General features: G+C 44.8%; 17 protein-coding genes, 1 pseudogene and 1 riboswitch. Of the genes and pseudogenes, 13 read left to right on the plus strand and 5 right to left on the minus strand.

What is annotated here, in order from left to right; translation table 11 throughout:
* Nucleotides 1-78: 78 nt before the first annotated feature.
* Together MFF31_RS09575 and MFF31_RS09580 are read left to right on the plus strand one after the other, a co-directional pair.
* Nucleotides 79-969 carry a LysR family transcriptional regulator gene (locus MFF31_RS09575; protein ID WP_238187786.1) on the plus strand — a complete coding sequence of 297 codons (891 nt, stop codon included), beginning with the start codon at nucleotides 79-81 and terminating at the stop codon, nucleotides 967-969.
* Between the two features lie 71 nt (nucleotides 970-1,040).
* Nucleotides 1,041-4,145 (plus strand): ATP-binding protein, encoded by a 3,105-nt coding sequence (locus MFF31_RS09580; protein ID WP_238187787.1) that lies wholly within the window; start codon nucleotides 1,041-1,043, stop codon nucleotides 4,143-4,145.
* A 90-nt stretch (nucleotides 4,146-4,235) separates the two neighbouring features.
* Here the strand turns inward: MFF31_RS09580 and MFF31_RS09585 are convergent, their stop codons facing one another.
* The 3 genes from MFF31_RS09585 to MFF31_RS09595 are packed head-to-tail and all read right to left on the minus strand — an operon-like array spanning nucleotide 4,236 to nucleotide 7,990.
* The gene (locus MFF31_RS09585) at nucleotides 4,236-5,489 is read right to left on the minus strand and encodes a collagen-like triple helix repeat-containing protein (protein WP_282570439.1); all 1,254 of its coding nucleotides are present in this window, start codon (nucleotides 5,487-5,489) and stop codon (nucleotides 4,236-4,238) included.
* 30 nt (nucleotides 5,490-5,519) lie between these two features.
* A complete protein-coding gene (locus MFF31_RS09590) occupies nucleotides 5,520-6,737 on the minus strand; it encodes a collagen-like triple helix repeat-containing protein (protein ID WP_238187788.1) in 1,218 nt (405 codons plus the stop codon).
* Between the two features lie 20 nt (nucleotides 6,738-6,757).
* Entirely contained in the window at nucleotides 6,758-7,990 is a 1,233-nt protein-coding gene (locus tag MFF31_RS09595) for an alpha-helical endospore appendage domain-containing protein (RefSeq protein WP_238187789.1), read from the minus strand.
* A 387-nt stretch (nucleotides 7,991-8,377) separates the two neighbouring features.
* Here MFF31_RS09595 and MFF31_RS09600 point away from each other — a divergent pair, with 387 nt between their 5' ends.
* Nucleotides 8,378-9,412, plus strand: coding sequence for an agmatine deiminase family protein (locus tag MFF31_RS09600; RefSeq protein ID WP_238187790.1), 1,035 nt, complete (start codon nucleotides 8,378-8,380; stop codon nucleotides 9,410-9,412).
* A 24-nt stretch (nucleotides 9,413-9,436) separates the two neighbouring features.
* A complete protein-coding gene (gene aguB / locus MFF31_RS09605; RefSeq protein WP_238188552.1) occupies nucleotides 9,437-10,315 on the plus strand; it encodes an N-carbamoylputrescine amidase in 879 nt (292 codons plus the stop codon).
* 109 nt (nucleotides 10,316-10,424) lie between these two features.
* Here aguB and MFF31_RS09610 read toward each other — a convergent pair.
* Nucleotides 10,425-10,511, minus strand: a pseudogene (locus MFF31_RS09610) (VOC family protein); the annotation flags it as partial.
* Entirely contained in the window at nucleotides 10,505-11,371 is an 867-nt protein-coding gene (locus tag MFF31_RS09615; protein ID WP_238188553.1) for an AraC family transcriptional regulator, read from the minus strand. The pseudogene MFF31_RS09610 and the gene MFF31_RS09615, both read right to left, overlap by 7 nt.
* Before the next feature lie 409 nt (nucleotides 11,372-11,780).
* Here MFF31_RS09615 and MFF31_RS09620 point away from each other — a divergent pair, with 409 nt between their 5' ends.
* From MFF31_RS09620 to MFF31_RS09660, 9 genes are all read left to right on the plus strand, one after another.
* Nucleotides 11,781-12,500, plus strand: coding sequence for an HNH endonuclease (locus tag MFF31_RS09620; RefSeq protein ID WP_375541308.1), 720 nt, complete (start codon nucleotides 11,781-11,783; stop codon nucleotides 12,498-12,500).
* A 287-nt stretch (nucleotides 12,501-12,787) separates the two neighbouring features.
* Complete coding sequence (locus tag MFF31_RS09625) at nucleotides 12,788-14,350, plus strand: response regulator transcription factor (RefSeq protein WP_238187792.1); 1,563 nt, start codon at nucleotides 12,788-12,790, stop codon at nucleotides 14,348-14,350.
* A gap of 92 nt (nucleotides 14,351-14,442) precedes the next feature.
* On the plus strand, nucleotides 14,443-15,777 hold the full coding sequence (locus MFF31_RS09630; protein WP_238187793.1) for an extracellular solute-binding protein: 1,335 nt from the start codon (nucleotides 14,443-14,445) through the stop codon (nucleotides 15,775-15,777).
* A 79-nt stretch (nucleotides 15,778-15,856) separates the two neighbouring features.
* Complete coding sequence (locus tag MFF31_RS09635) at nucleotides 15,857-16,729, plus strand: carbohydrate ABC transporter permease (protein WP_238187794.1); 873 nt, start codon at nucleotides 15,857-15,859, stop codon at nucleotides 16,727-16,729.
* A 42-nt stretch (nucleotides 16,730-16,771) separates the two neighbouring features.
* The gene (locus MFF31_RS09640) at nucleotides 16,772-17,656 is read left to right on the plus strand and encodes a carbohydrate ABC transporter permease (RefSeq protein ID WP_238187795.1); all 885 of its coding nucleotides are present in this window, start codon (nucleotides 16,772-16,774) and stop codon (nucleotides 17,654-17,656) included.
* Between the two features lie 73 nt (nucleotides 17,657-17,729).
* A riboswitch (purine riboswitch) is annotated at nucleotides 17,730-17,832 on the plus strand.
* A 207-nt stretch (nucleotides 17,833-18,039) separates the two neighbouring features.
* Entirely contained in the window at nucleotides 18,040-18,654 is a 615-nt protein-coding gene (locus MFF31_RS09645; RefSeq protein ID WP_238187796.1) for a xanthine phosphoribosyltransferase, read from the plus strand.
* A gap of 4 nt (nucleotides 18,655-18,658) precedes the next feature.
* A complete protein-coding gene (locus MFF31_RS09650) occupies nucleotides 18,659-19,957 on the plus strand; it encodes a nucleobase:cation symporter-2 family protein (RefSeq protein ID WP_238187797.1) in 1,299 nt (432 codons plus the stop codon).
* Nucleotides 19,958-20,189: 232 nt separating this feature from the next.
* Nucleotides 20,190-21,722 carry an MDR family MFS transporter gene (locus tag MFF31_RS09655; RefSeq protein WP_238187798.1) on the plus strand — a complete coding sequence of 511 codons (1,533 nt, stop codon included), beginning with the start codon at nucleotides 20,190-20,192 and terminating at the stop codon, nucleotides 21,720-21,722.
* A gap of 155 nt (nucleotides 21,723-21,877) precedes the next feature.
* Nucleotides 21,878-22,621, plus strand: a complete 744-nt coding sequence (locus MFF31_RS09660) for a Bax inhibitor-1/YccA family protein (RefSeq protein WP_238187799.1) — start codon at nucleotides 21,878-21,880, stop codon at nucleotides 22,619-22,621.
* The last annotated feature ends 107 nt before the right edge of the window (nucleotides 22,622-22,728 follow it).

Below are 22,728 nucleotides of genomic sequence, written 5' to 3' on the forward strand. Positions count from 1 at the left end.
TTTGTCTAGAATAGCGCAGCTGTATGATATAGTAATAATTGTTATTTCATATAGCCGCTATATTGGGGGAATATAACGATGATTAATTTGGAGCTATATCGCATCTTTTATTTTGCTGCGCAAGCAGGGAGTATTTCCAAAGCTTCGCAGCAACTCCATATTACGCAGCCCAGCGCAAGTCTTGCTATTAAGCAATTGGAGGAAGCGATGGGTGCTGTTCTTTTTAAACGGACAACAAAAGGCGTGTCGCTTACGAATGAAGGGGAGACGCTGTTTGCCTATGTAGAGCAAGCCTATGAGCTATTAATGTCAGGTGAAAGCAAGATGAGCGACGTTGCGAGTCTTAAGGGCGGAGAAGTAAGGATTGCATCGAGCACATCGGTTATTCGCAATGTACTTCTACCCTATTTGAAGTCATTCCATCATCAATATCCTAATATTAAAATTAATATATCCGATCATTACACATCAGCTTGCCTGAAGCTGCTTAAAGAAGGGAAAATCGATTTCTGCGTAGTTAGACTGCCTGTTCAGGATGAAGCTTTATTATCGACCAAGTTAATAACGATCCAAGATCGTTTTGTCGTTGGAGAGAAATATAAGCATTTAGCAGAAGAGCCGGGTATTTCTTTGAAAGAGTTAGCGGATTATCCTCATATCCTCTTCCCTCAAAATATGACCTCCCGCAAAGCACTGGACAAGTTTATAGCTTCTCATGGGCTTGTTTTGAATGCGGCGTTCGAAATCGCAAGTTTGCAGTTGTTGACTGGGTTTGCGGCGGCGGGACTCGGAGTCTCTTATGTCATAAAAGAGTTTGTTCAAAGGGAGCTTGCAGATGGGACATTGTTCGAGGTGAAAGTGAAAGAACATATTCCTCCAATCGATCTTGGCATCGTGCAGTTAAAGCAACTTCCTTTGTCCGTAGCGGCGGAGCAATTTATTGCAGTTATGATGAAGGAGGGGGAATAGGCGAGCAGTCATCGAAGAATAGCTAGTTTATTGTTCTGATACGAGAGATGACAAGAGCTTACTTTAAATCTATGAAAAAAAGAAAAATTACGCTTATTATCGTTATTTTCCTGCTTATATTGACTGGAATACGGTCAGTTTGGCTACAGCTTCAACACTCGCCAGCACATGCGAATGCAACAAACGGACAATTGGATTTGCAAGAGTGGGATTGGTCAGTAGAGCCGAAGCTTACTTTGAATGGTGAGTGGGTGTTCTATCCGTATCAGCTTGTAGAACCAATAGTAAACCACCCCCATGGAGAGCGAGTCTCTGGGGAGAGTCGATTCATTACACTCCCATCCAACTGGAGAAAGGCATTAAACGAGGATACTAATTCAGCATATGGCTTTGCATCTTATAGACTTCAGATCCAGGTGAAGTCTAACGACAGCCAGCAGTATAGGATACGAATGCCTGCGATACCAGCCTCTTCTGCATTATTTGTGAATGGCGAGTTACTTGCACAATCTGGTCAGCCTGCGGAGCGGGCAGCCAATTATATAACCGGCAATGTACCCTACTCTGCAACGTTTGCGGCTAAGCATGGTTTCGTTGATATTATCATTCAAGTTGCCAATTTCGATGATCGTATAATGAGTGGCATTATGCAACCGATTAAATTTGGTACAGAAGAGGCGATGAACCGTGCGTATCTCTTTTCTGTTGGTACTCAATTAGCGGTGTGTTTGATACTATTTATGCATATTATTTATGCTGTCGTCCTCTTTTTTATTGGTGCACGCCATAGAGCGTTAATCCCTTTCACATTGATGATATTTTGCGCCACTATTACTATTTTAATAGACGATGAACGTATTTTATCTGATTGGTTTTCAGTTGATTACGAGTGGACTTGGAAGCTTTATTATCTTTCATTTCTTGGTGTCGCTGCATGTATGTTTCACTATACAATTAACTTGCTCCAAAAGCCGATGATGCTTCGCTGGATCTGGTGGTATACAGCCCTTTGTGTAGTCTATGCGATATTCGTATTGTTATTTCCTGCTAGATTGCTCAGTTACGTTGAACCGCTGCATGCCAGTTTAGTTATTATTCCTTTTTTTATTGTGCCAATCTTATCGGTACTCGATATTAGAAGGGGTAATAGCGACATGATCTTTATATTGCTGGGGGCAGTCGCCATAATGACGAATGTTGTATGGGGAATTGTGAAAAATAGCGGTGCAATCCAAAGCAGCTATTATCCAGTTGATACGATTGCCGCATTCGTGTCGCTTGCGCTGTATTGGTTCAGACGTTTCTTCCGAACATCGGAGGCGACAGCTAAACTTACTGAACGATTGAGAGCAGAAGATAAGCGCAAAGATGAGTTTCTAGTTAATACTTCACATGAGCTGCGAAACCCGCTTCACGGTATGTTAAGCATAGCCCAGTCGGTTATAGACAGTGGTACTGTTTATGATGAGGAGAACAATAGAGCACGTATGAAGCTGCTTGTGCTAGTTGGAAAGCGGATGTCTTATATGCTGAATGATCTAATGGATTTAACCCGATTTAAAGAAAATCGGATAAGGTTGCAGCAAACAAATGTACAGCTACAGACGGTCAGCGCAGGCGTGCTTGATATGCTTCGCTTTATGATTGATGGAAAGCCGATTCAGCTTATAAATCGTGTACCGGAAGGTCTGCCAGCCGTTTATGCAGATGAAAACAGACTTATTCAAATATTGCTCAATCTCCTTCATAATGCCGTGAAATTTACACGTGGAGGTGAGATAAGCATTACTGCATCCTATAAGGATGGGAAAATCCATATCTCTGTCTCTGATACAGGAGTCGGAATGGATGAAGCGACCATTGCCAAAATATTCGAACCATACGAGCAAGGTGATGTCTCAATGACGGGCAGTGTGACGGGACTTGGACTTGGGCTTTCCATTAGCAGGCAACTGGTAGAGCTGCATCAAGGTACGCTTACTGTAAAATCAGTTGAAGGCACAGGCTCAACCTTTACATTTACTCTACCATGTGCGGAGCAATCAGCTTCGATTTCGGAGCAGATTGAAGCGGGAGAAGAAGGGAATGTAATACCTAACATCCTATCTGAGCTGCAAGTAACATCCGATAGTGTGGCGGCTGGACAGTACAAGTCCGAGTCCATATCTATCGTCAGCTATGCCCGCCCGCGTCTTCTTATAGTCGATGATGATCCTGTTAATTTAACGGTGTTGAAAAGCGTGCTTTCAGAGGAACGATACGAAATCGTTACAACTACAAATGGTGAGGAAGCATTAAAACTGCTAGATTCGGGAATTTGGGATTTGTTGATTACTGATGTTATGATGCCGCATATGTCAGGGTATGAATTATCGCAAGCTGTGAGGAAGCAATATTCTTATTCGGAGCTACCTATTTTGTTGCTTACAGCGAGAAATCGTATGGAAGATATCGAGACGGGCTTTCGCTTTGGGGCGAACGACTATATTACGAAGCCGGTTGATACGATGGAGCTAAGATCACGGGTACGTGCACTAACGGAGATTACAAAGGCAGCACGAGAGCAAGCAAGGATGGAAGCAGCTTGGCTCCAAGCACAGATTGAGCCGCATTTTCTGTTTAATACTCTTGGAGCAATTGTTGCTCTTAGTGAGATAGACATTGATCGAATGCGCAGTTTGTTGTTGGTGTTCGGAGATTATCTGAGAGCAAGCTTTGGCTTTCATAATGCAGAGCAGCTTGTACCGTTGCAGCAGGAACTGGAGCTTGTTCGTGCGTATTTGACGATAGAGATTGCTCGATTCGAAGAGCGAATAAGTGTCGAGTGGGATATCGATGAAGAGGAATTTCTCCTTATACCGCCGCTCTCCATACAGCCGCTTATCGAGAATGCAGTTAAGCATGGTTTGTTAGCGCGAGCCATGGGTGGAACGATTCGTATCCGGGTCAGGCATTTTGTAGATTATGCGGAGATTTTTGTTCAAGATGATGGGGTTGGCATGGAAGAAGAGATATTAAACGGCCTACTGGCATGGCACGCACCCGATGGTAACAAGCGAAGAGGTGTTGGTGTAGCTAATACAGATTATCGCCTGAAGCAATTGTTTGGAGTGGGGCTACGTATAGAGAGTGCTGTTGGCAAAGGCACAACCGTTTCATTTGTTGTCAGGAAATAAAATAGAGGTGGGGCGCTCTAATGATAGAGGCACCACCTCTTTGTTCGTGAGTTACGATTATTGATAGTCAATATTTGATAGACGAGATAGCTATTGCAGCTTCACAATTGAAATGGTGGTTAGGTCATATGAGCGAGCGACAGCATCTAGATTATTTAACGTTAACAAGCTTGGAGCGCCGCTTGCTGTATTAATAATTGTATTAGAAATTAATGATGTAATTGCTTGACCGTTATTAGGAAATGATTGCGACGTAGAATTCGTACCGGGAATAATTGCCCCATTTAATTCTAAGCCGACTTGAGCAATGATGTTTCCTGGTGTTGGAAGCTCAGTTTTTGTACGATAGGAAATATAATACGTTTGATCGGGAGCAAGGAAGATATCTGTTGAGCCGGGCGCATGGGTAATAGCGGTACCGTTTAGAGTGGTATCGGTGTTAAAAGGAATTGGATCACCAGGGTTAATAAGTGGAGTGAAGGCTGGAAATTGTAAAAAGGCGTTATTTTCCGTTATTTGAACACCTGTTGCTCCAGTCGGCCCAGTCGTTCCTGTTGCTCCAGTTGCCCCAGTCACCCCAGTCACTCCAGTTGCTCCAGTCACTCCAGTTGCTCCAGTTACACTGGCACCTGTTGGTCCGGTTGGCCCTGTCACACAGAGACAAATACCCGTCGCGCCTGTCGCTCCCGTCGCACCTGTATTGCCATTCACGCCAGAAGCACCTGTTACTCCTGTAGTGCCTGTGGCGCCAGTAGGTCCTGTAATACCTGGTGTCCCCGTAGCGCCAGTAGCTCCAGTGTTTCCTGTATTGCCCGTTGTTCCAGAAGCACCTGTAGATCCTGTTACACCTGCAAGACCTGTTGGCCCGACCAGCCCATTTGTGCCAGTCGCCCCTGTTGCCCCTGTAGTACCAGTCGTTCCTGTTGCTCCAGCAACTCCTCCTATGCCTGCACTTCCTGTAGCGCCAGTCGCCCCTGTACTACCGTTCGGTCCCGTATTGCCTGTAGTCCCGTCGATCCCGGGATCACCAGTCGCACCAGTTGCTCCTCTTAAGGGAGTATCGATAATGTTAACTAGTTTATTCGATAATAGATATTCGTATTTTATCGCTTGTGCAATTGTATCCCTCACACTGCTGTTAATTGCGAGTAGATCACTGACAGTTGCAGGTGTCGATAGGCCTGGTAATGTACCAATTATATATTGTAGCTTTTCAGCTTCAGCATTGATGATATGGCTTAAGCCAAGCTCTTCGAGTGCAACGGACACGAGCAGCAGATTCAATGCATCATCTAAATTGACCGTTATATCGGGTGTAATATTGGGTATATTGGCTTGTGACATTAATATCACTCCTTCGCATATAAGACTTAGTTAATTTAAAGCAAAGATACTGACATTAAGACTAGTACCGGGGCTAGTAGATAGTACTTGAAGTGTTGAAGGAGTTGCGCCCGTCGCGTTTACTACCGAGCTCCCCATCAATGTGGCCTGGTTCCCGGTGTTTCCATTCATAAATGCTTGAAGTATGGTGTCGGTATTAAAGAAAGCACTGAGTGATTCTGAGGAAGCGGGATCAACAAATGTTAATATGGCTTTGACAACGATAAAATAGGTATGACCCTCCTCAAGAAAAATAACACTGTCGCCTGGGGTTAGTGTAATAAGTGTTCCATTCAATAATCTAATGACATCAAAGGTGGCTGGAGCACCGGCTGGTACTACTGCTGAGCCTACACTTAAAAAGTTTGCAGTCGCTAGTGGGGTTGCTCCTGTAGCTCCTGTAACACCTGCACCAGTCGCCCCAGTTACACCAGTCGCTCCCGTAGCTCCATCTGCACCAGTCGCCCCAGTTGCTCCTACTGCTCCAGTAGCTCCCGTCGGTCCAGTTGGACAATCGACAGGACAATCACCCGTCGGTCCAATTGGTCCATCGGTACCAGTTAATCCATTAAGACCAGCAACACCAGTAGGGCCTGTAGCACCGGTATCGCCCGTGGCACCAGTCGCCCCACTTGCGCCTGATGAACCAGTGGCGCCCGTAGCACCAGTAGCACCCGTAACTCCTGGGTCACCCGTGGCGCCAGTTGCTCCAGTCTGCCCGGTCGCTCCCGTACTGCCAGCTATGCCCGTAGTGCCCGTTGCACCCGTTGCACCTGTTGCACCAGTCGCCCCCGTTGCGCCCGTTGTTCCCGTAGCGCCAGTAGCGCCAGTAGCCCCAGTCGCTCCCGTTGTTCCAGTAGCACCCGTAGCGCCATCAGCGCCCGTCGCCCCAGTAGCGCCCGTCGCTCCGGTTGAAACGTCAGTTTGTAATATTGCTCCTAATTTCATATCCAAGATTGCAGTATGCTTAGAAATATTTTTAATTGTAGTTTGTACACTATCATTTACTAATAGTAGATCACTGAGTGTTGCGGGAGATGATAGACCTGGCAAAGTGCCGACCACATATTGAATTTTTTCACCTTCAGCATTAAGAATATGACTAAGTCCCATCTCTTCTAAAGCAATGGAAGATAGTAATAAGGCAATCATTTGATCTCTTGATATCGAGATCGTTGGTGTAATATTAGGCAAATTTGCTTGTGACATATACCTGCACTCCTCTCTACCTATAGAAGCGTAATAATGGATATTGAAATATTATCGAATACGGTTGCTACTCCAGAAGTATTAATTAACTCTAACGTCCCCGGGGTGCCTCCGGTCTGAATGATTGTATGATTAGTTAACTCTGAGATCATAGTTGAATCCGATAGATAGATGGAATCTGTAAACAATACAGGTATACCATCTAATTGAAGGATCGTTGAAGCTGTCGTAGTTGCTGATGTCGCCATCGTTTCATATTCGACATAGTACGTATGGTTCGGGGCAAGATTAATAGCGGATGTGCCAGGAGTATGCGTTATTAATGAGCCATTAACAGTTTGATTTGTAGCCAAAATAAGTGGAGCGTCGTCCGCAACAGTCTGAATGCCCACAGTAACGAAGTTTGCGTTACTGACAGTTGGCAGTTCGCCAGTTGCACCTGTATCTCCAGTCAATCCAGCAACTCCAGTCGCCCCGGTTGCTCCAGTTACACCCGTAGCGCCAGTTGCACCCGTCGCTCCAACCCCAGTCGCCCCAGTCGCTCCAGTTGGTCCTGGTGGACAATCCGGACAGGGTCCAGTTAACCCTGTAGCGCCCGTCGCCCCATTAAGCCCTGGATCACCAGTTGCTCCGGTAATGCCAGTCACCCCGGTCGGCCCTGTTACGCCATTTGCTCCAGCGGTACCTGTGCCCCCTGTTGTTCCAGTCGCCCCCGTCGCTCCAGTCGCTCCAGTCGCCCCCGTCGCCCCCGTCACCCCAGTAGCTCCGGTAGCTCCATCTGTTCCGGTTGGTCCAGTCGGTCCCGTAGCCCCAGTTGCTCCAGTGCTGCCAGTTGCTCCTGTACTGCCGGGAGAACCTGTTCCACCAGGTAGACCAGTCGCCCCCGTTGGCCCTTGAGGACCTGTTGGTGATGCCCCTGCCGCCCCGGTTGCGCCAGTTGCTCCCGTAGCGCCAACTGTTAATTCAGAATTGAGTATACTGCACAGTTGGTTTTCCAGAAGTAATTCTTTTTTGGTTATAACTTTAATCATGTCTGTTACACTTTGATTAATTGCTAGAAGATCACTAAAGCTGCTTGTACCGCTTATTCCTGGTATTGTGCCGAGTACAAATTGGATCTTTTCAGCTTCTGCGTTAATAACATGACTAAGCCCCAATTCCTCTAAAGCGATTGAAGCTAGCAGCAAATTAATAGCATCATCCCGTGTTATGCTGATATCCGGAGTAATATTGGGTATATTAGCTTGCGACATTACTGAATCCCTCCCCGTTACTAAGAGTTGCAGGTTGTTATCCTACGTATGTGTGACGTACGTAAGAAATATTGAGCTTAGTCTCACATCTAGCGATATAAGAAAAGCTATACATTGCTATAGAATATGCAAGTCAAAGAAACAAGGAATGTACTTAATGGACAATGGTCAGGATGTATAATAAAAAAGGCATTTGTATCGTTACAAAACTGCTGAAATCTGCTAAAGAGCATACAAGAATAAGATAAAAGTTACCGCAAGCGTTCTTCAAACAGAGATTGAATGTAAAGGATCATAATAATTGAGCATATTGACGATTTGTTATATGATAAGTAGGGTCCTAAAGGGGCTGTTTTCTTAATAGATTGCGATATGGGGGAACTTACAATGAAACCAAATGAATTGAACTATAGAATGCCTGCTGAATGGGCAACCCATGAACGAACCTTTATTTCCTGGCCGGTACAGGATTCAATGGTATATCCAGAGCATTATGAGCAAGTGACTGCCGGTTATGCTGAGATTATTACAGCTATGTCGGAGTTTGAACCAGTAACAGTCATTGTTAATCCTGATGATATGGAGAAGGTTAGCGCTTTGTTCGCAGGCAATGACGTTGTAAATTGCTTGCCGATTGAGCATAATGATGCTTGGCTTCGTGATAATGGACCTACTTTCCTTCTGAACGAGCAGGACGAGCTTGCTGGTGTGAACTGGGGCTTCAACGCATGGGGCGGTAAATATTCCCCGTGGGATCTAGATGATGCAGTAGCTCCACAAATATTAAAGCATGTTGGAGTCAAGCAATTCGATGCTCCGCTTGTGATGGAGGGCGGCTCTATTCATTCCGATGGAGAGGGAACTCTACTTACAACAGAAGAATGTTTGCTCAATACGAATCGTAATCCGGAGCTATCACGTGAGCAGATTGAAGCTCATGTAAAGAGTTTCGTAAATGTAAATGAGATCATCTGGCTGAAGCGTGGACTTAGCGGAGATGAGACAGATGGACATGTCGATAACATTGCTTGCTTCGCAGCTCCGGGCAAAGTTATTTTGCAAGTATGCAATGATCCTGCGGATGACAATTACGAGATTACACAAGAGAACTTGCGCATATTGGAAAATGCAATAGATGCAAAAGGCCGTAAGCTTACGATCATTCCGATCGAGCAGCCGCCACTTAGAGAGTTCGATGGTCAAAGGCTTACTCTGAGCTACTTGAACTTCTACTTTGTGAATGGGGGCATTATACTGCCAGTATTCGGAGGAGCAGCGGAAGAAACAGATCGCAAAGCAGAGCAAGTATTAGCTGCAGCATTCCCAGACCGCAAAATCCGCACAGTAAACGGAATGGCAATTATTAGCGAAGGCGGCAATGTCCACTGTACAACACAACAGATGCCAGCAGGGCGGACTTAATAGAAACGGAGGCATACTATAATGATGAGAACAGTAAAGGTTGCAGCTACTCAGATGAGCTGCTCTACAGATAGAGATGATAACATTCGTAAAGCGGAAGCGTTGGTACGTGAAGCAGCGAAGCAAGGCGCACAAATTATTTTGCTGCAAGAGCTGTTTGAAACACCGTATTTCTGCCAAAAGGAAAAGTCGGATTATTATATCCATGCATCAGAGCTTGAAGAAAATGCAGCAATTAATCACTTCCGCAAAGTAGCAAAGGAATTACAGGTTGTACTTCCTATCAGCTTCTACGAGAAGAAAAACAATGCTCGATATAATTCCTTAGCGGTTATCGATGCCGACGGTTCAGTGCTTGGCAAATATCGCAAAAGTCATATTCCAGACGGTCCAGGTTATGAAGAGAAGTTTTATTTCAACCCAGGCGATACAGGCTTTAAAGTGTGGAATACACGTTATGCGAAGATCGGAATTGGCGTATGTTGGGATCAGTGGTATCCAGAAGCAGCGCGTTGCATGGCGTTAATGGGTGCAGAAATTTTGTTCTACCCAACTGCAATCGGCTCGGAACCGCAGGACGGCTCGATCGATTCCAAAGATCATTGGCAGACTTGTATGCTAGGGCATGCAGCTTGCAACCTTGTCCCTGTCATCGCATCCAATCGAGTTGGCTTGGAATCTGATGAAGATTCCAGCATTACGTTCTATGGCTCTTCCTTTATCGCTGGCCCGCAGGGCAACAAGATTGTGGAAGCGGGACGTACGGAGGAAACGGTGCTAGTTGCCGAATTCGACTTGAATGCGTTAGAAACACAGCGTATTGAGTGGGGGATCTTCCGTGATCGCAGACCTGATCTCTACGGCATCATTGCTTCCTATGATGGGGAGCTTCGGATTAAATAAAAGAGAAGAAGCCTTCGTATGAGCTTCGCAGCTACGGTATCCACATAGGGAATCCGTAAAGCGAAGCCACCGGAGGCTTCTTTTTTTGGTTTAATTTCACTAAACGAGTTAATAAAAATACGTTCTTATCAGGAGCTTCCATAACCGCAATATGACCTGCTTCAGATGGGAAAGGCGTTCTAATCCATCTTATTTCTTAATAATCGGCACCCAAATCTCCGTCTTGTAATCATCGGCAAAGATGTCTCCGGAGTCATAAACCTCCATATCAGGTCCGCCGGAATGCTCAAAGCCTGTAGCTGGGAACCACTCTTGGTACACACGTGCGATTGTTTTTTGTAATGTTGTTGGAACTGGACCAATGTTAGTGAAGACCGCCCATTTCAATGCTGGGACCTCACGAATCGTATACGTTTCGGATGTTGCGTTAGCTTTTGCTCTACAGGCAATCATATAAGAAAACTCTTCCGTGTCGAAGTTCATGTCGAAGCAGATACCAAGCGACTTGTCGTCTACTGCCATGTCCATCAGTTCGTCTACCGTTCCATTCTGGTTTGATTCTTCCCAGAAACGAGGTATGTTTTGTAAGTTTTCGCCGTTCTTGCAAGTCGTATGCAACATCTTTCCGATTACTGTAAATGTTGGTTTTTCTTCAATTCGATAATCCATTTCTTTGTCCCCCTTTAGTGATAGGTTAAAGGTGATACGGGGAAAGGCCTTTAAATTAACGCCTTCGATCCGAGCTTCTGATGGAGTAATGCCATGAATTTTTCGAAATGCTTTGGAGAAAGACTCAGGCGAGTCATAGCCATATTTCAAAGAGAGGTCTAGTACTTTAATAGCAGTGGCAGCCAGCTCCTGCGCGGCGAGCGTTAGCTTGCGTTTTCTTATATACTCGGCAACCGTAAATCCAGTGAGCATCTGAAACATACGTTGAAAATGAAAGGTAGACATACACGCAACCTTGGCAATCTCTTCGATATTCAGCCTTTCCTCCATTTGCGTTTCCATATAATCTAGTGCGTCTTTTAGTTTAATAAGCGATTCCAACCGTATCACCTCCCTATGTCAGTTATCGTATCATTTGTCATTTGGTTGTTCCTGTCATTCCGTGCTTTTGTTGAACAGGTATCTGTTTATGTTGTATAGGGATTGTTTGTAGTTGGGAAGCAATCCATGCAGTCACGCGTATTTACTAAGCATGTCCAATCCGTTGCTAATATTTGTTATGCAATGGGTTTGATATGCTCAGTGCTTCTTATGTAATCATTCGCGGGGTGCAGAGGAAATGATTTATTAATCATTTATAATTCGAAAATAGTATACCATGGATGGGATTGTTCATGAATGCATTCGCAAATTGGAGGAGTGCAACTTGTCTTTTTCACCTTTTAATAAAAGAGAATCGTTTTATAAAGCGGAAGCTACATGCTATACTCAAATCATGAATATACAACACTCGGAAATGAAAGAACAACCCAATGGCGAGTCAAAGCGGTGCTCCGCTTGCGGAGCAATTAAGCCGCTTGGTGATTTCCTTCGGAGAACAGGCAGGAGATCGGGAAGACATAGTAGGCGAGGGACATGCCGATCATGCCGACAACCGGCGACTGCAGCTCCTTCTGCTTCGAGAGAAGTGCTTGCGAAAGCATCGGAATCACAGGCAGTTGTGGTCGAATCTGCTGCAAGCGCAACGCTTGCATCTCGCAAAAAGCCTGCACGCAAGCGCAGAAGAGGCAACAGTGTGCCTGGTCGACAAGCGACAGCCGAAGTTGCGGCATCACCCCCGCGAAGAGAAAAGGAAAGTCCCTCCGACGTATCGTTCCTTAAACCAACCGGAGGGGGCTTTATTCGAATGCGCGGAAAGACGGATAACGGACGCCGCTGGTATCAGGAAATTGAACCGGAATTGGCCTATGTGTTGGTCAAGGAGGGTGCTGCTGTTGTCGTAAACCGTCACACTATTCGCCGTTTATATAGCAACAAAGAGTTTAGGTTGTTGATTCTGACACGAGACAACTACACATGCCGATTCTGTGGGAAATACGGGGATACTATTGATCATGAGCTACCTCGTGCCAAAGGCGGACATACGACCCCAGTTAACTGCATCTGCGCTTGTTATGAATGTAATCAGTTGAAGGCAAATCGCGATGTTGACGAGTTTATGCGAGCGATGGATTAGCACAATGAAGAGTATTAGATGGACACCGGAAGCGAACATGATGTTCGAGCGCCATTTCTGATACTATATCAAGGTAAGTGCGCACGGACGTAAACTAATTTCTTGTTTTTCTACTATGTTTGTAATAAGTTGAATTTTCATTTGACAACGCTTTCAACTTTTGATCATTTTTTTAGATCAATAATCATGTTGAACTTATATATTTTGGTTTTGAAGATCGAGAGAAAGGGGTGTAGATGGTAGCCGAGCAAACTAGCTTTATTGACATCAGGAGAGGGGGGACGAGAATGAAGCTATTGATTATCGATGATGAAGTTATTATTCGAGAGGGACTTAGCACAGTTATTCAGTGGGAAGAGGGTGGATTTACTCTTCTTAAGCCTGCCGCATCTGCGGAAGAAGCATTGCTTCGTATTCCGATAGAGCGACCAGATATTATATTGACGGACATTCAGATGACGGGCAAGACAGGGTTAGAGCTAGCTAGTGAAGTGAAGAGGGATTATCCACTTACTGAAATCGTTATTTTGTCGGGGTACGAGGAGTTTGCTTATGCTCAGCAAGCGATTCGTGAGGGAATTAGCGACTATTTATTGAAAACAAGCCGTCCAGCGGATATTATGGCGGCTGCTTTGCGTGCAAAGAAGAGAATAGCTGACAAACGTATTGCAATGATAGAGGGACAGGCTCATCAGACAGCGTTCCGCTCGAAGCTGCTAGAACGATTATTACGTGGCGATCAGCCCATTACGGAACGAGAAGCTGAAGAAGTCCTTCTTCATTATCCTGAGCTTCGTATCGCTTCAGCGTGGGAATCACTTGAGCTGTGGCTTGTTACTTCTGCTGGTATGATGACCATCCCTTCGAAGACTAGAGCTGAGCTTGCGGACGTGGACAATATTTTACATGTGACAGAGGACTGCGCAGTACTCGACTGGGATACGGGCTGGCTTCTTATTTTTCGTGCGGGACAACCTGGTGCGAAGCGGACAATTCGTTCAGCGATTGAACGAGCAGAGCGTGCGATGGATCAACGTTATTTTGCTGCTGCTGGCAAGCCCGTGAAGAGCTTAGTAGAGCTTAGGGAATCGCTAAAGACAGCAGAGCAGACCGCAGCATTTCACTGGATTACAGGGAATTCCAGTATGGTAACATACGAGGAAATTAAACATCGTAAAGGCATGCGTACTGTATGTACAGAGGAAGAAGAGAAAGTTCTTATTGCTGTATTGCGAAGTGCAGACAAGGATCGATTATGTACGTGGATGGCTAACACGCTTGAAATGATTAGACATGATTTAGAAGTAACACCAGGCTCCATGACATCATTCCTCCATTCCTTCCTAGTTGCTGGTTTCCGTTGGCTAGAGCGAGGGGCTGTTTCTGTTGGAAAATCCTTACCGAAGCTGTCTCAGCTTGAACAACTCGACATGAAGCAACTTTCCGTTAAGCCCGAACAATTGGTTATACAAATTTTATCAGCCATTACAGTACAATACGAGCAAGTAGTTGGTGGGAAAAGTGGCCGAAACACAACTATCGAGCGCACGCTTACTTATATAAGAGAACATCTGGATCAAAGCTTAACCCTTTCCCAAGTTGCCGCTTCTGTTCATATGAATCCCAATTATTTCAGTGAGTTATTTAAGAAGGAAACAGGGAAAAACTATATTGAATTCGTCACCGAGGCAAGAATAGAATGGGCGATAAGGCTCCTAAGAGAAACACCTGCAAAAGTTAGCGAGATTGCTAAGCGGGTAGGCTATGAGGATATGAAACATTTTAATAGACTTTTTAAGCGATACACGGGAGAAACGCCTTCTTATTTCCGTAATGAGGTAAATCGGTGAATTTTGACCCCCTAACACCTGAATTATCCCCCCTACGACATGTTCGGCATAGAAACTATACTTGAGTTACATTACCGAGGGGGGACTTACTTATGAAGAAGAGACTTACATTAGTTGTAACGCTTATTACATTAATATCCCTGCTAGTCGCTGCGTGCGGCGATAACAAAACAAACACAGGCACAGGAACAAATAAGCCAGCAGAAGGCGGCAAAGAAGAGAAAGTAAAATTAACGGTATGGCATAACTTTGCAGGCGACGACTTGCGTGCAAAAGCGGTCAGAGGTCTTATTGACGAGTACAAAAAAGCTAATCCTAACGTCGAGCTAGATGCACAAGCGATTCCAGTTGACGGCTACCGTCAACGTTTGAGTACAGTCGCAGCAGCTAATGAAATGCCAGACGTATTTTTCGTATATGCAGGCAGCCAGTCCCAAGAATTTTTTGATGCTGGATTGTTGCAACCGATTACACCGCTAGCTGAGAAAAACCCAGACTGGAAAAACAACTTCATGGACGGTGCATTTGATCGCTTCACATTCGAGCCGAATCAAATCTACTCCGCTCCGATCGGATTGTCCGCTACATCTTTCCTTTACTACAACAAAGACTTGTTCGAGCAAAATGGCGTTACAGTGCCAACTACATGGGCTGAAATGATGACAGCTGTAAAAGTATTTAACGAAAAAGGTATTACACCAATTGCACTAGGAAACAAAGCACCATGGGTCGCACAATCGACAATTATTGGTTCGCTTGCTGATCGTGTTACTGGAACAGACTGGTTTATGAAAGCGGTTAAAGGCGAAGCTTCGTTCGAAGACAAAGTATTCGTAGACGCTCTTGGCAAGTTCAAGGAGCTAGCTGACAACAAAGCGTTCCAAGAAGGTGCGAACAGCATCGACAATACACAAGCAGAGCAATACTTCGTGCAAGGCAAAGCAGCTATGATGGTGAGCGGTGCTTGGACACTTACGAACCTTGCTGCTTCCGCAACAGCTGAGCAAGTAGCTCCAATTGAAGTAACAACACTTCCGACAATCGAAGGCGGAGCTGGTGAAGCTGGTACGATCTCTGGTGGTCCAGGCGCAGGCTTCGCACTAAGCAAGAAGACTTCAGGTGCTGCAAAAGACGCAGCTCTTGACCTAATCTACGCGATTAGTGGTCCAGATGGTCAAAAGGCAATTGCAGAGAGCAACTCCATGGTTATGTACAAAATGGATCTTGCTAACTCTAAAGTTAGCCCATTGTACTTGAAAGCTTTCAACGTAGCTATGAACGCAAAAATTACACCTGTATATGATGCTTATCTGTCCGCTGAAGCTGGCGAAACCATTAATAATGGTCTACAGGAGCTCATGATGGGCGGCAAGCCAGAAGACGTTGCGAAGAAGGTGCAAGAAGCACAAGCAAGGTCGACGAAGTAATAAACTCTTAACACCATTATCATAACGCGCACCGTCCGCGGTGCGCGTCGTGATATAGAATTAGAAGGAGGCTGTCGCCATGCTAACATCAGTGCGCACCCGAAGCTTCGTCGCCCTGGCGCTGCTTCCTGCATTACTCATTTTTCTAGTATTTGCGATAATCCCGATTATATGGTCGGCATATTACGGTTTCTTCGATTGGAAGGGCCTTGGTGCAGCTAAGTTTATCGGATTTGAAAACTATACTACGATGCTGCAAGATGAGATTTTCTGGAGAGCACTCAAAAATAATATGATTCTTGTCGTATCGGCTATTGTTGGTCAAGTGCCGATCGCACTTCTACTTGCATTGCTGCTACTGAAAAACACATTTTTTAACCGCGTGATTCGTTCAGCTGTATTTATGCCGATGGTTCTATCAACAGTTGTTGTTGGTCTTATCTGGGGTTATATTTATCACCCACAAATTGGCCTGCTCAACACATTTCTAGAGATGGTTGGTTTAGACTCTTGGACTCGTGCATGGCTGTCAGATCCAAAGATCAACATGTTTGCCGTATCCATTCCGATCAACTGGGCAAACATTGGGCCGTATTTAATTATCTTTATCGCTGCGCTTCAGAATATCTCTTCCGAGGTGAATGATGCAGCTAAGATTGACGGAGCAGTTGGTTATCGTAAGCTGGTTTCTGTAACACTACCGATGGTATGGGATACAGTCATTGTTACGATCGTACTTTGTATTTCGGGAAGCTTGAAGGCGTTCGACCATGTCATCGTTATGACAGGTGGAGGCCCTGCACAATCTACGGAGCTTCTTGCTACGTACATGTACAATAACACCTTCGATGTTTATCGCTACGGTTACGGGTCAGCCGTTTCAACTATGATCATTCTGATCAGCGCCTTGCTCATAGGTCTGAACTATATCATCACGAAAAGACGGAGCTAAGCACAGTGGGGTGCTAGTGAGGCCGATGAAGGAGTGAATCAAATGCAAGTAAATACTAACGTGAAGGCGAATGATTTTAAGACGCCAGCATGGAAAAAGCCGGTTGGTTTTATTCTCAAAATATTGCTTTTGGCTTATGCAATCGTTACGTTATATCCGCTTTATTGGCTCGTTATAAGTGCGTTTAAGACGAATCAAGAGTTTTTCAACCGTTCCTATGCTTGGCCGTTGCAGTGGCAACTTGATAATATAACTCGTGCGTGGGAACTAGGCAATATGGGAAGAGCGATGCTTAATTCAACCTACGTTACCCTTATATCAGTCGTTTTGACAATTGTTTTAGGGACGTTAGCAGCGTATGTATTATCCCGATTTAAATTTAAGTTCAGTGGTCTGATAAAAGGGATGTTCCTGTTAGGCATGCTAATCCCGATTCATAGTACACTTGTTCCGTTGTTCATTTTTATGGGCAAAATTGGAATAGGTGAATATAAACTATTGGGTACGCACTGGTCACTTATTTTCCCTTATACAGCATTCGAGCTGCCAATAGCAATTTTCTTAGGTATGGCTTATATGGCTTCGATTCCTAGAGAAGTAGAAGAAGCAGCAATGATTGACGGCAACGGATGGTGGGGAGTGTTCGGACGAATTATTTTCCCATTATGCCTACCAGTTATTGCGACGGTTACAATTCTTGCCTTTCTTCGTTTCTGGAATGACTTCTCATTTGCACTCGTCTTTATTAATGAACAAGCGCTTAAAACACTTCCGCTTAGTCTATCGTTATTCTCTGATGGATTTGGTACAGACTATGCATTAACGATGGGTGCGATGTTCATCGCAGTTATTCCGACGATTGTTATCTATTTGATCTTCCAAGAGCAAATCATGAAAGGTATGGTTGCAGGCTCGGTTAAAGGCTAATTGCCTTTTCCGGGTCTTTTTTTCATAGTGAAAAATAACCCTTGAAACTACTAGCCGGAGTGTGTACTATTACAAGATACAATCGAATAGAACTCGTATAATTTTGGGAATATGGCCCATAAGTTTCTACCGGATAACCGTTAATTTGTCCGACTATGAGTGAGTGCGAGAGCAGTGGAACACCGTAGGTGTTTCAATGCTGGATCGCCGCGCATGTGCGAATAGGGATGAAATTCCAATAGGACAGGCTTCACTTGAGAGAAACTAGCTCAAGGAAGTCTGTCTTTTTTGTATGTTAAGCGGAATATCTAAGGAATGGCTTCAGGGGTATGGTTGGATGCTGAACATTAAAGCTTTTACACACAACGAGGAGATGACATGGGATGAAAGAACTTGAACAACGTATACGCCAAGAAGGAGCGATCCTTTCTGATAAGGTGCTGAAGGTAGATTCCTTCTTGAACCATCAAGTAGATACGGAGCTGGCGCTTGCAACCGGACGAGAATTCGCAAAGGTGTTCGCCGGAGAAAAAATTACGAAAGTGCTGACGATTGAAGCGAGCGGCATCCAGTTTGCGATGGCTGCTGGCATTGCACTTGGCGTACCTTTTGTATATGCAAAGAAAAAGAAAGCAGTAACGCAGTCAGACAATGTTTATACGGCAACGGTACAGTCCTTTACTCGTGGTGAAACCTATCAGGTTACCGTCGATCAACGGTACCTTGGTGTAGATGATAAAGTGCTCATTGTGGACGATTTCCTTGCAACGGGAGCGGCGCTAGTAGGTTTAGTTGATATTGTTCGGCAGTCCGGAGCGGAACTTGTCGGTGTTGGCTGTATCATTGAGAAGAGCTTCCAAGAGGGTAGAGGCTTACTCGAAGAGAAGGGTGTGAAAATTCACTCCCTGGCGCGCATCACTTCAATGAAGCCAGGCGAGGTTCACTTCGCAGAAGAAGAGCAAAGTGAGCACAAGCTATCCATAAAGGAGCGAGTATAGCAGCATGTTAAGTAAACAGAGAGTCATTACTTTAGGCTTCCAGCACGTTCTAGCTATGTATGCGGGAGCTGTTATCGTACCGCTAATCGTAGGTGCAGCGCTCAAACTTAATGAAACGCAGATGGCGTATTTGATCGCTGCCGATCTGTTCACATGTGGAATTGCGACGATTCTTCAAGTGTGGGGCGGCAAATATTTTGGAAGTAAGCTTCCAGTCGTGCTAGGCTGTACGTTTACAGCTGTTGGTCCTATTATTGCGATAGGTTTGGCGTCCAATCTAGCTACTGTGTATGGAGCTATCATCATATCGGGTATATTCGTTATTTTAGCAGCACCGCTTTATGGTAAGATTCTGCGATTTTTCCCGACAATCGTGACAGGGTCCGTCGTGACGATAATTGGTTTGTCGCTTATTCCCGTAGCAATGAATAATGTGGCTGGCGGGCAAGGTTCACCTAACTTCGGTGCGACGAGCAACCTATTGTTGGCGCTTATTACGCTGGTCGTTATTTTGCTCATTAATCGATTTGCGAAAGGATTTCTACGTGCTGTCTCTGTTCTTATAGGTCTTGCAATCGGCACATGTGTTGGTTACTTTATGGGCATCGTCGATTTCTCAGCGGTTGGCAAAGCATCACACTTTAGCATCGCACAACCGTTCTACTTCGGTACGCCGCAAATTAGCATTACGGCAATTATTACGATGATTCTAGTTAATATCGTCAGTATGGTTGAGTCGACAGGCGTTTACTTCGCGGTTGGCAAAGCGATAGACGAAAAAGTGGAGCAGAAGCAAATTGTGAATGGACTTCGCTCTGAGGGTGTTGCAATCACACTTGGTGGTATTTTCAATGCTTTTCCGTATACGGCATTTTCACAAAATGTAGGACTCATCACGTTGACGAAAGTAAAATCACGTGACGTTATCTTTGCGGCAGGAGGCATTATGTTAATTCTGGGCTTATTGCCCAAGCTTGCGGCAATTACGACAGTTATTCCAAGCTCTGTGCTAGGTGGTGCTATGATCGTCATGTTCGGCTCAGTTGCTGTGTCAGGTATGACGATTTTATCGGAGGTTGATCTGCGCAAGGAGCGCAACTTGCTTATTGCAGCTTGCAGTATCGCAGTTGGTCTTGGCTCAGCTACGGTGCCGCATATGTTCGATCAGCTTCCCGAATTTGCCCGAATGATGTTACAGAACGGTATCGTAACAGGCTCGTTAACAGCTATTGTACTCAATATACTTTTACCTGAGAAAAAGGCTGTTTCATCTGAGCAAGTCATACAAAGTACAGCGAGCTAACGTACTAGTAGGTGGAAAGTTGCTGCTTGAACTAAAAGAGGACCATGCCATTCGGCATGGTCCTCTTTACGTTTTAACAGTGTCAGCTCGATACATATTTAATCAGAGGCTCGGTAGTTACATTACCATTTTGGCCGAAAAATTGCTTCAGAAACACTGACATACAGCTGTCAGACATTGTGTTCTACACTACACGTAGTGGTTCAAATTCAGTAGTGAAGGGTAGTGTAGTATGACAACAACAAAAGGTAAATCAGGATGGGTAGTGGCGGGATTGCTGTTATCAATCCTTATGGCTTCCATGGACAATACGATTGTGGCAACGGCAATGGGGACAATCGTTGGTGAGCTTGGCGGATTGAATCAATTCGTATGGGTAACTTCTGCGTATATGGTGGCGGAGATGGCAGGTATGCCGATTTTCGGGAAGCTGTCGGATATGTATGGCCGTAAACGATTTTTTATATTCGGGATCATTGTGTTTATGATTGGGTCTGCATTGTGCGGGACAGCCAGCTCCATCATGGAGCTTAGTATATTCCGTGCGATTCAAGGAATCGGTGCGGGAGCACTTATACCCATTACGTTCACCGTCCTTCTAGATGCAGTGTCACCAGAAAATCGTGGTAAGCTTATGGGGTTGTTCGGTGCGGTATTCGGCTTGTCGAGCATTTTTGGTCCGCTGCTAGGAGCATTTATAACCGACCAAATAAGCTGGGAATGGATTTTCTATATTAATATGCCTATTGGTATTGTTGCACTTCTACTCGTAGCCAAGGGGTATAAGGAAACTCGTAACCACTCCAAACAGAAGATTGATTGGCTTGGTGCAATTACATTGGTAGGTGCTGTTATTTGTTTGATCTTCTCACTAGAGCTGGGCGGCAAGCTATACACATGGGATTCGTGGCAGATCATTAGTTTATTGGCTGGATTCGGTCTGCTTAGCATACTGTTTCTTATCGCGGAGAAGAGAGCAGTTGAACCAATCATTTCGTTTGCGATGTTCAAAATCCGTTTGTTCGCTGCAAGCACGATGATCGCCGTACTTAGCGGGGCAGCGTTCATTGCAGCATCCGTTTATTTACCGATCTTCATCCAAGGTGTACTCGGTGGTACGGCGACGAATTCTGGATTAATGCTGCTGCCGATGATGGTTGGCACGGTAGTGACGGCAACTTTGGGTGGAGTTGTCATGACCAAAATGTCGTATCGCACCATTCTTTCAACAACGCTATTTCTATTAGTAATTGGTCTTGGTATGTTGACGACGATTACGGTAGATACTTCACGTTTTGTAATTACGATTTATATGATAATCGTCGGACTGGGCATCGGTGCTTCCTTCTCCGTGCTTACCAACTCAGCGATTCATAGCATTCCAGTAGCAGACAGAGGAGCTGCGACATCGACGCTCAATTTCCTGCGTTCCTTCGGAATGATGTTAGGCATAACGATATTCGGCATCGTGCAAAGTCATTTAATGACTCGTAAGTTGACGGAATCGTTCCAAGGGGGCGATGAGGGTGCAATACCTCAGGGGATCGATTTAAAAGATCCTTATGTATTAATGGATTCAACGATTAGAAATGCAATACCAGAAGGTTTCTTGAATCAATTGTTGTCAGGAGTTTCTTCATCGATAACAGACATATTTTTATGGAGTCTCATTCCAGCTGTATTAGCGCTTATTGCGGCATGTGCCATGGGACGAGAAAAATATGATACGAAGGCGGAGATGGAAGCATACGTTTCGGGGCATTAATTGGAGCAAGTGATAATAGATATAACGGAGGGCTATTCACGCCCTTCGTTTTTCCTTTTGCACCCTCAAATACACTATGAAATGTATAATCATGATGATTGTTCAATGAGAATATGATAACATAGTGACAATCTATTAGAAGAGGTGATTTTTTCGTGATCGGTCGTAGTGGTAATCCAACATTAAGAGACGATACATTCCAGAAGCACGGACAGGCTTTATCTGGAGAGGGCATGACCATTAATGGTACAGTAAACAAAATGTTTATTATGCTGGCCATTTTGTTAGGTGGTGCGGTTGTATCTTGGGGCATGTACATGAAGCAGGATGCGAACGTTTTAGGCTTCATGATTGGCGGCGCAATTGCCGGACTTATATTAGCACTAATTATTAGTTTTGTGCCTAGAACAGCTCCATTCCTAGTACCTATTTATGCAGCTTGTGAAGGTTTATTTCTAGGAGCTTTATCTGCTCAATATGAATCAAAATTTAACGGTATCACGTTGCAAGCAGCGCTACTAACGATGTGTGTATTTCTAGCGCTACTTATAGCTTATAGACTACGTCTAATTCAAGCGACCAAAAATTTCAGACTTGGCGTATTTGCTGCAACAGCAGGTATTGCGCTAATGTATCTTGCTAGTTTCGTTCTTGGGTTCTTTGGAATGACAGTTCCTTTCTTGCATGAAAGCAGCTTGATCGGAATCGGAATCTCGCTTGTTATTGTTGTTGTAGCTGCACTTAATCTTGTGCTGGACTTCGACTTTATCGAGCAGGGCGCTGAGCAAGGTGCTCCGAAGTACATGGAGTGGTACGGTGCATTTGGTCTTATGGTTACACTTGTATGGTTGTATATCGAGATGCTTCGTCTTCTTTCGAAAATCGCAAGCCGCGACTAACGTTATTGTTTAGCAGGAAAGTAAATCGCTATATGATTAAATAATGGTTGAAGAGAGTAAGGGCATTATGTCCTTGCTCTTTTTTTGTATAGCATTTACTCACGATA

Source organism: Paenibacillus sp. L3-i20 (assembly GCF_022180385.2).
Taxonomy (GTDB): Bacteria; Bacillota; Bacilli; order Paenibacillales; family Paenibacillaceae; genus Pristimantibacillus.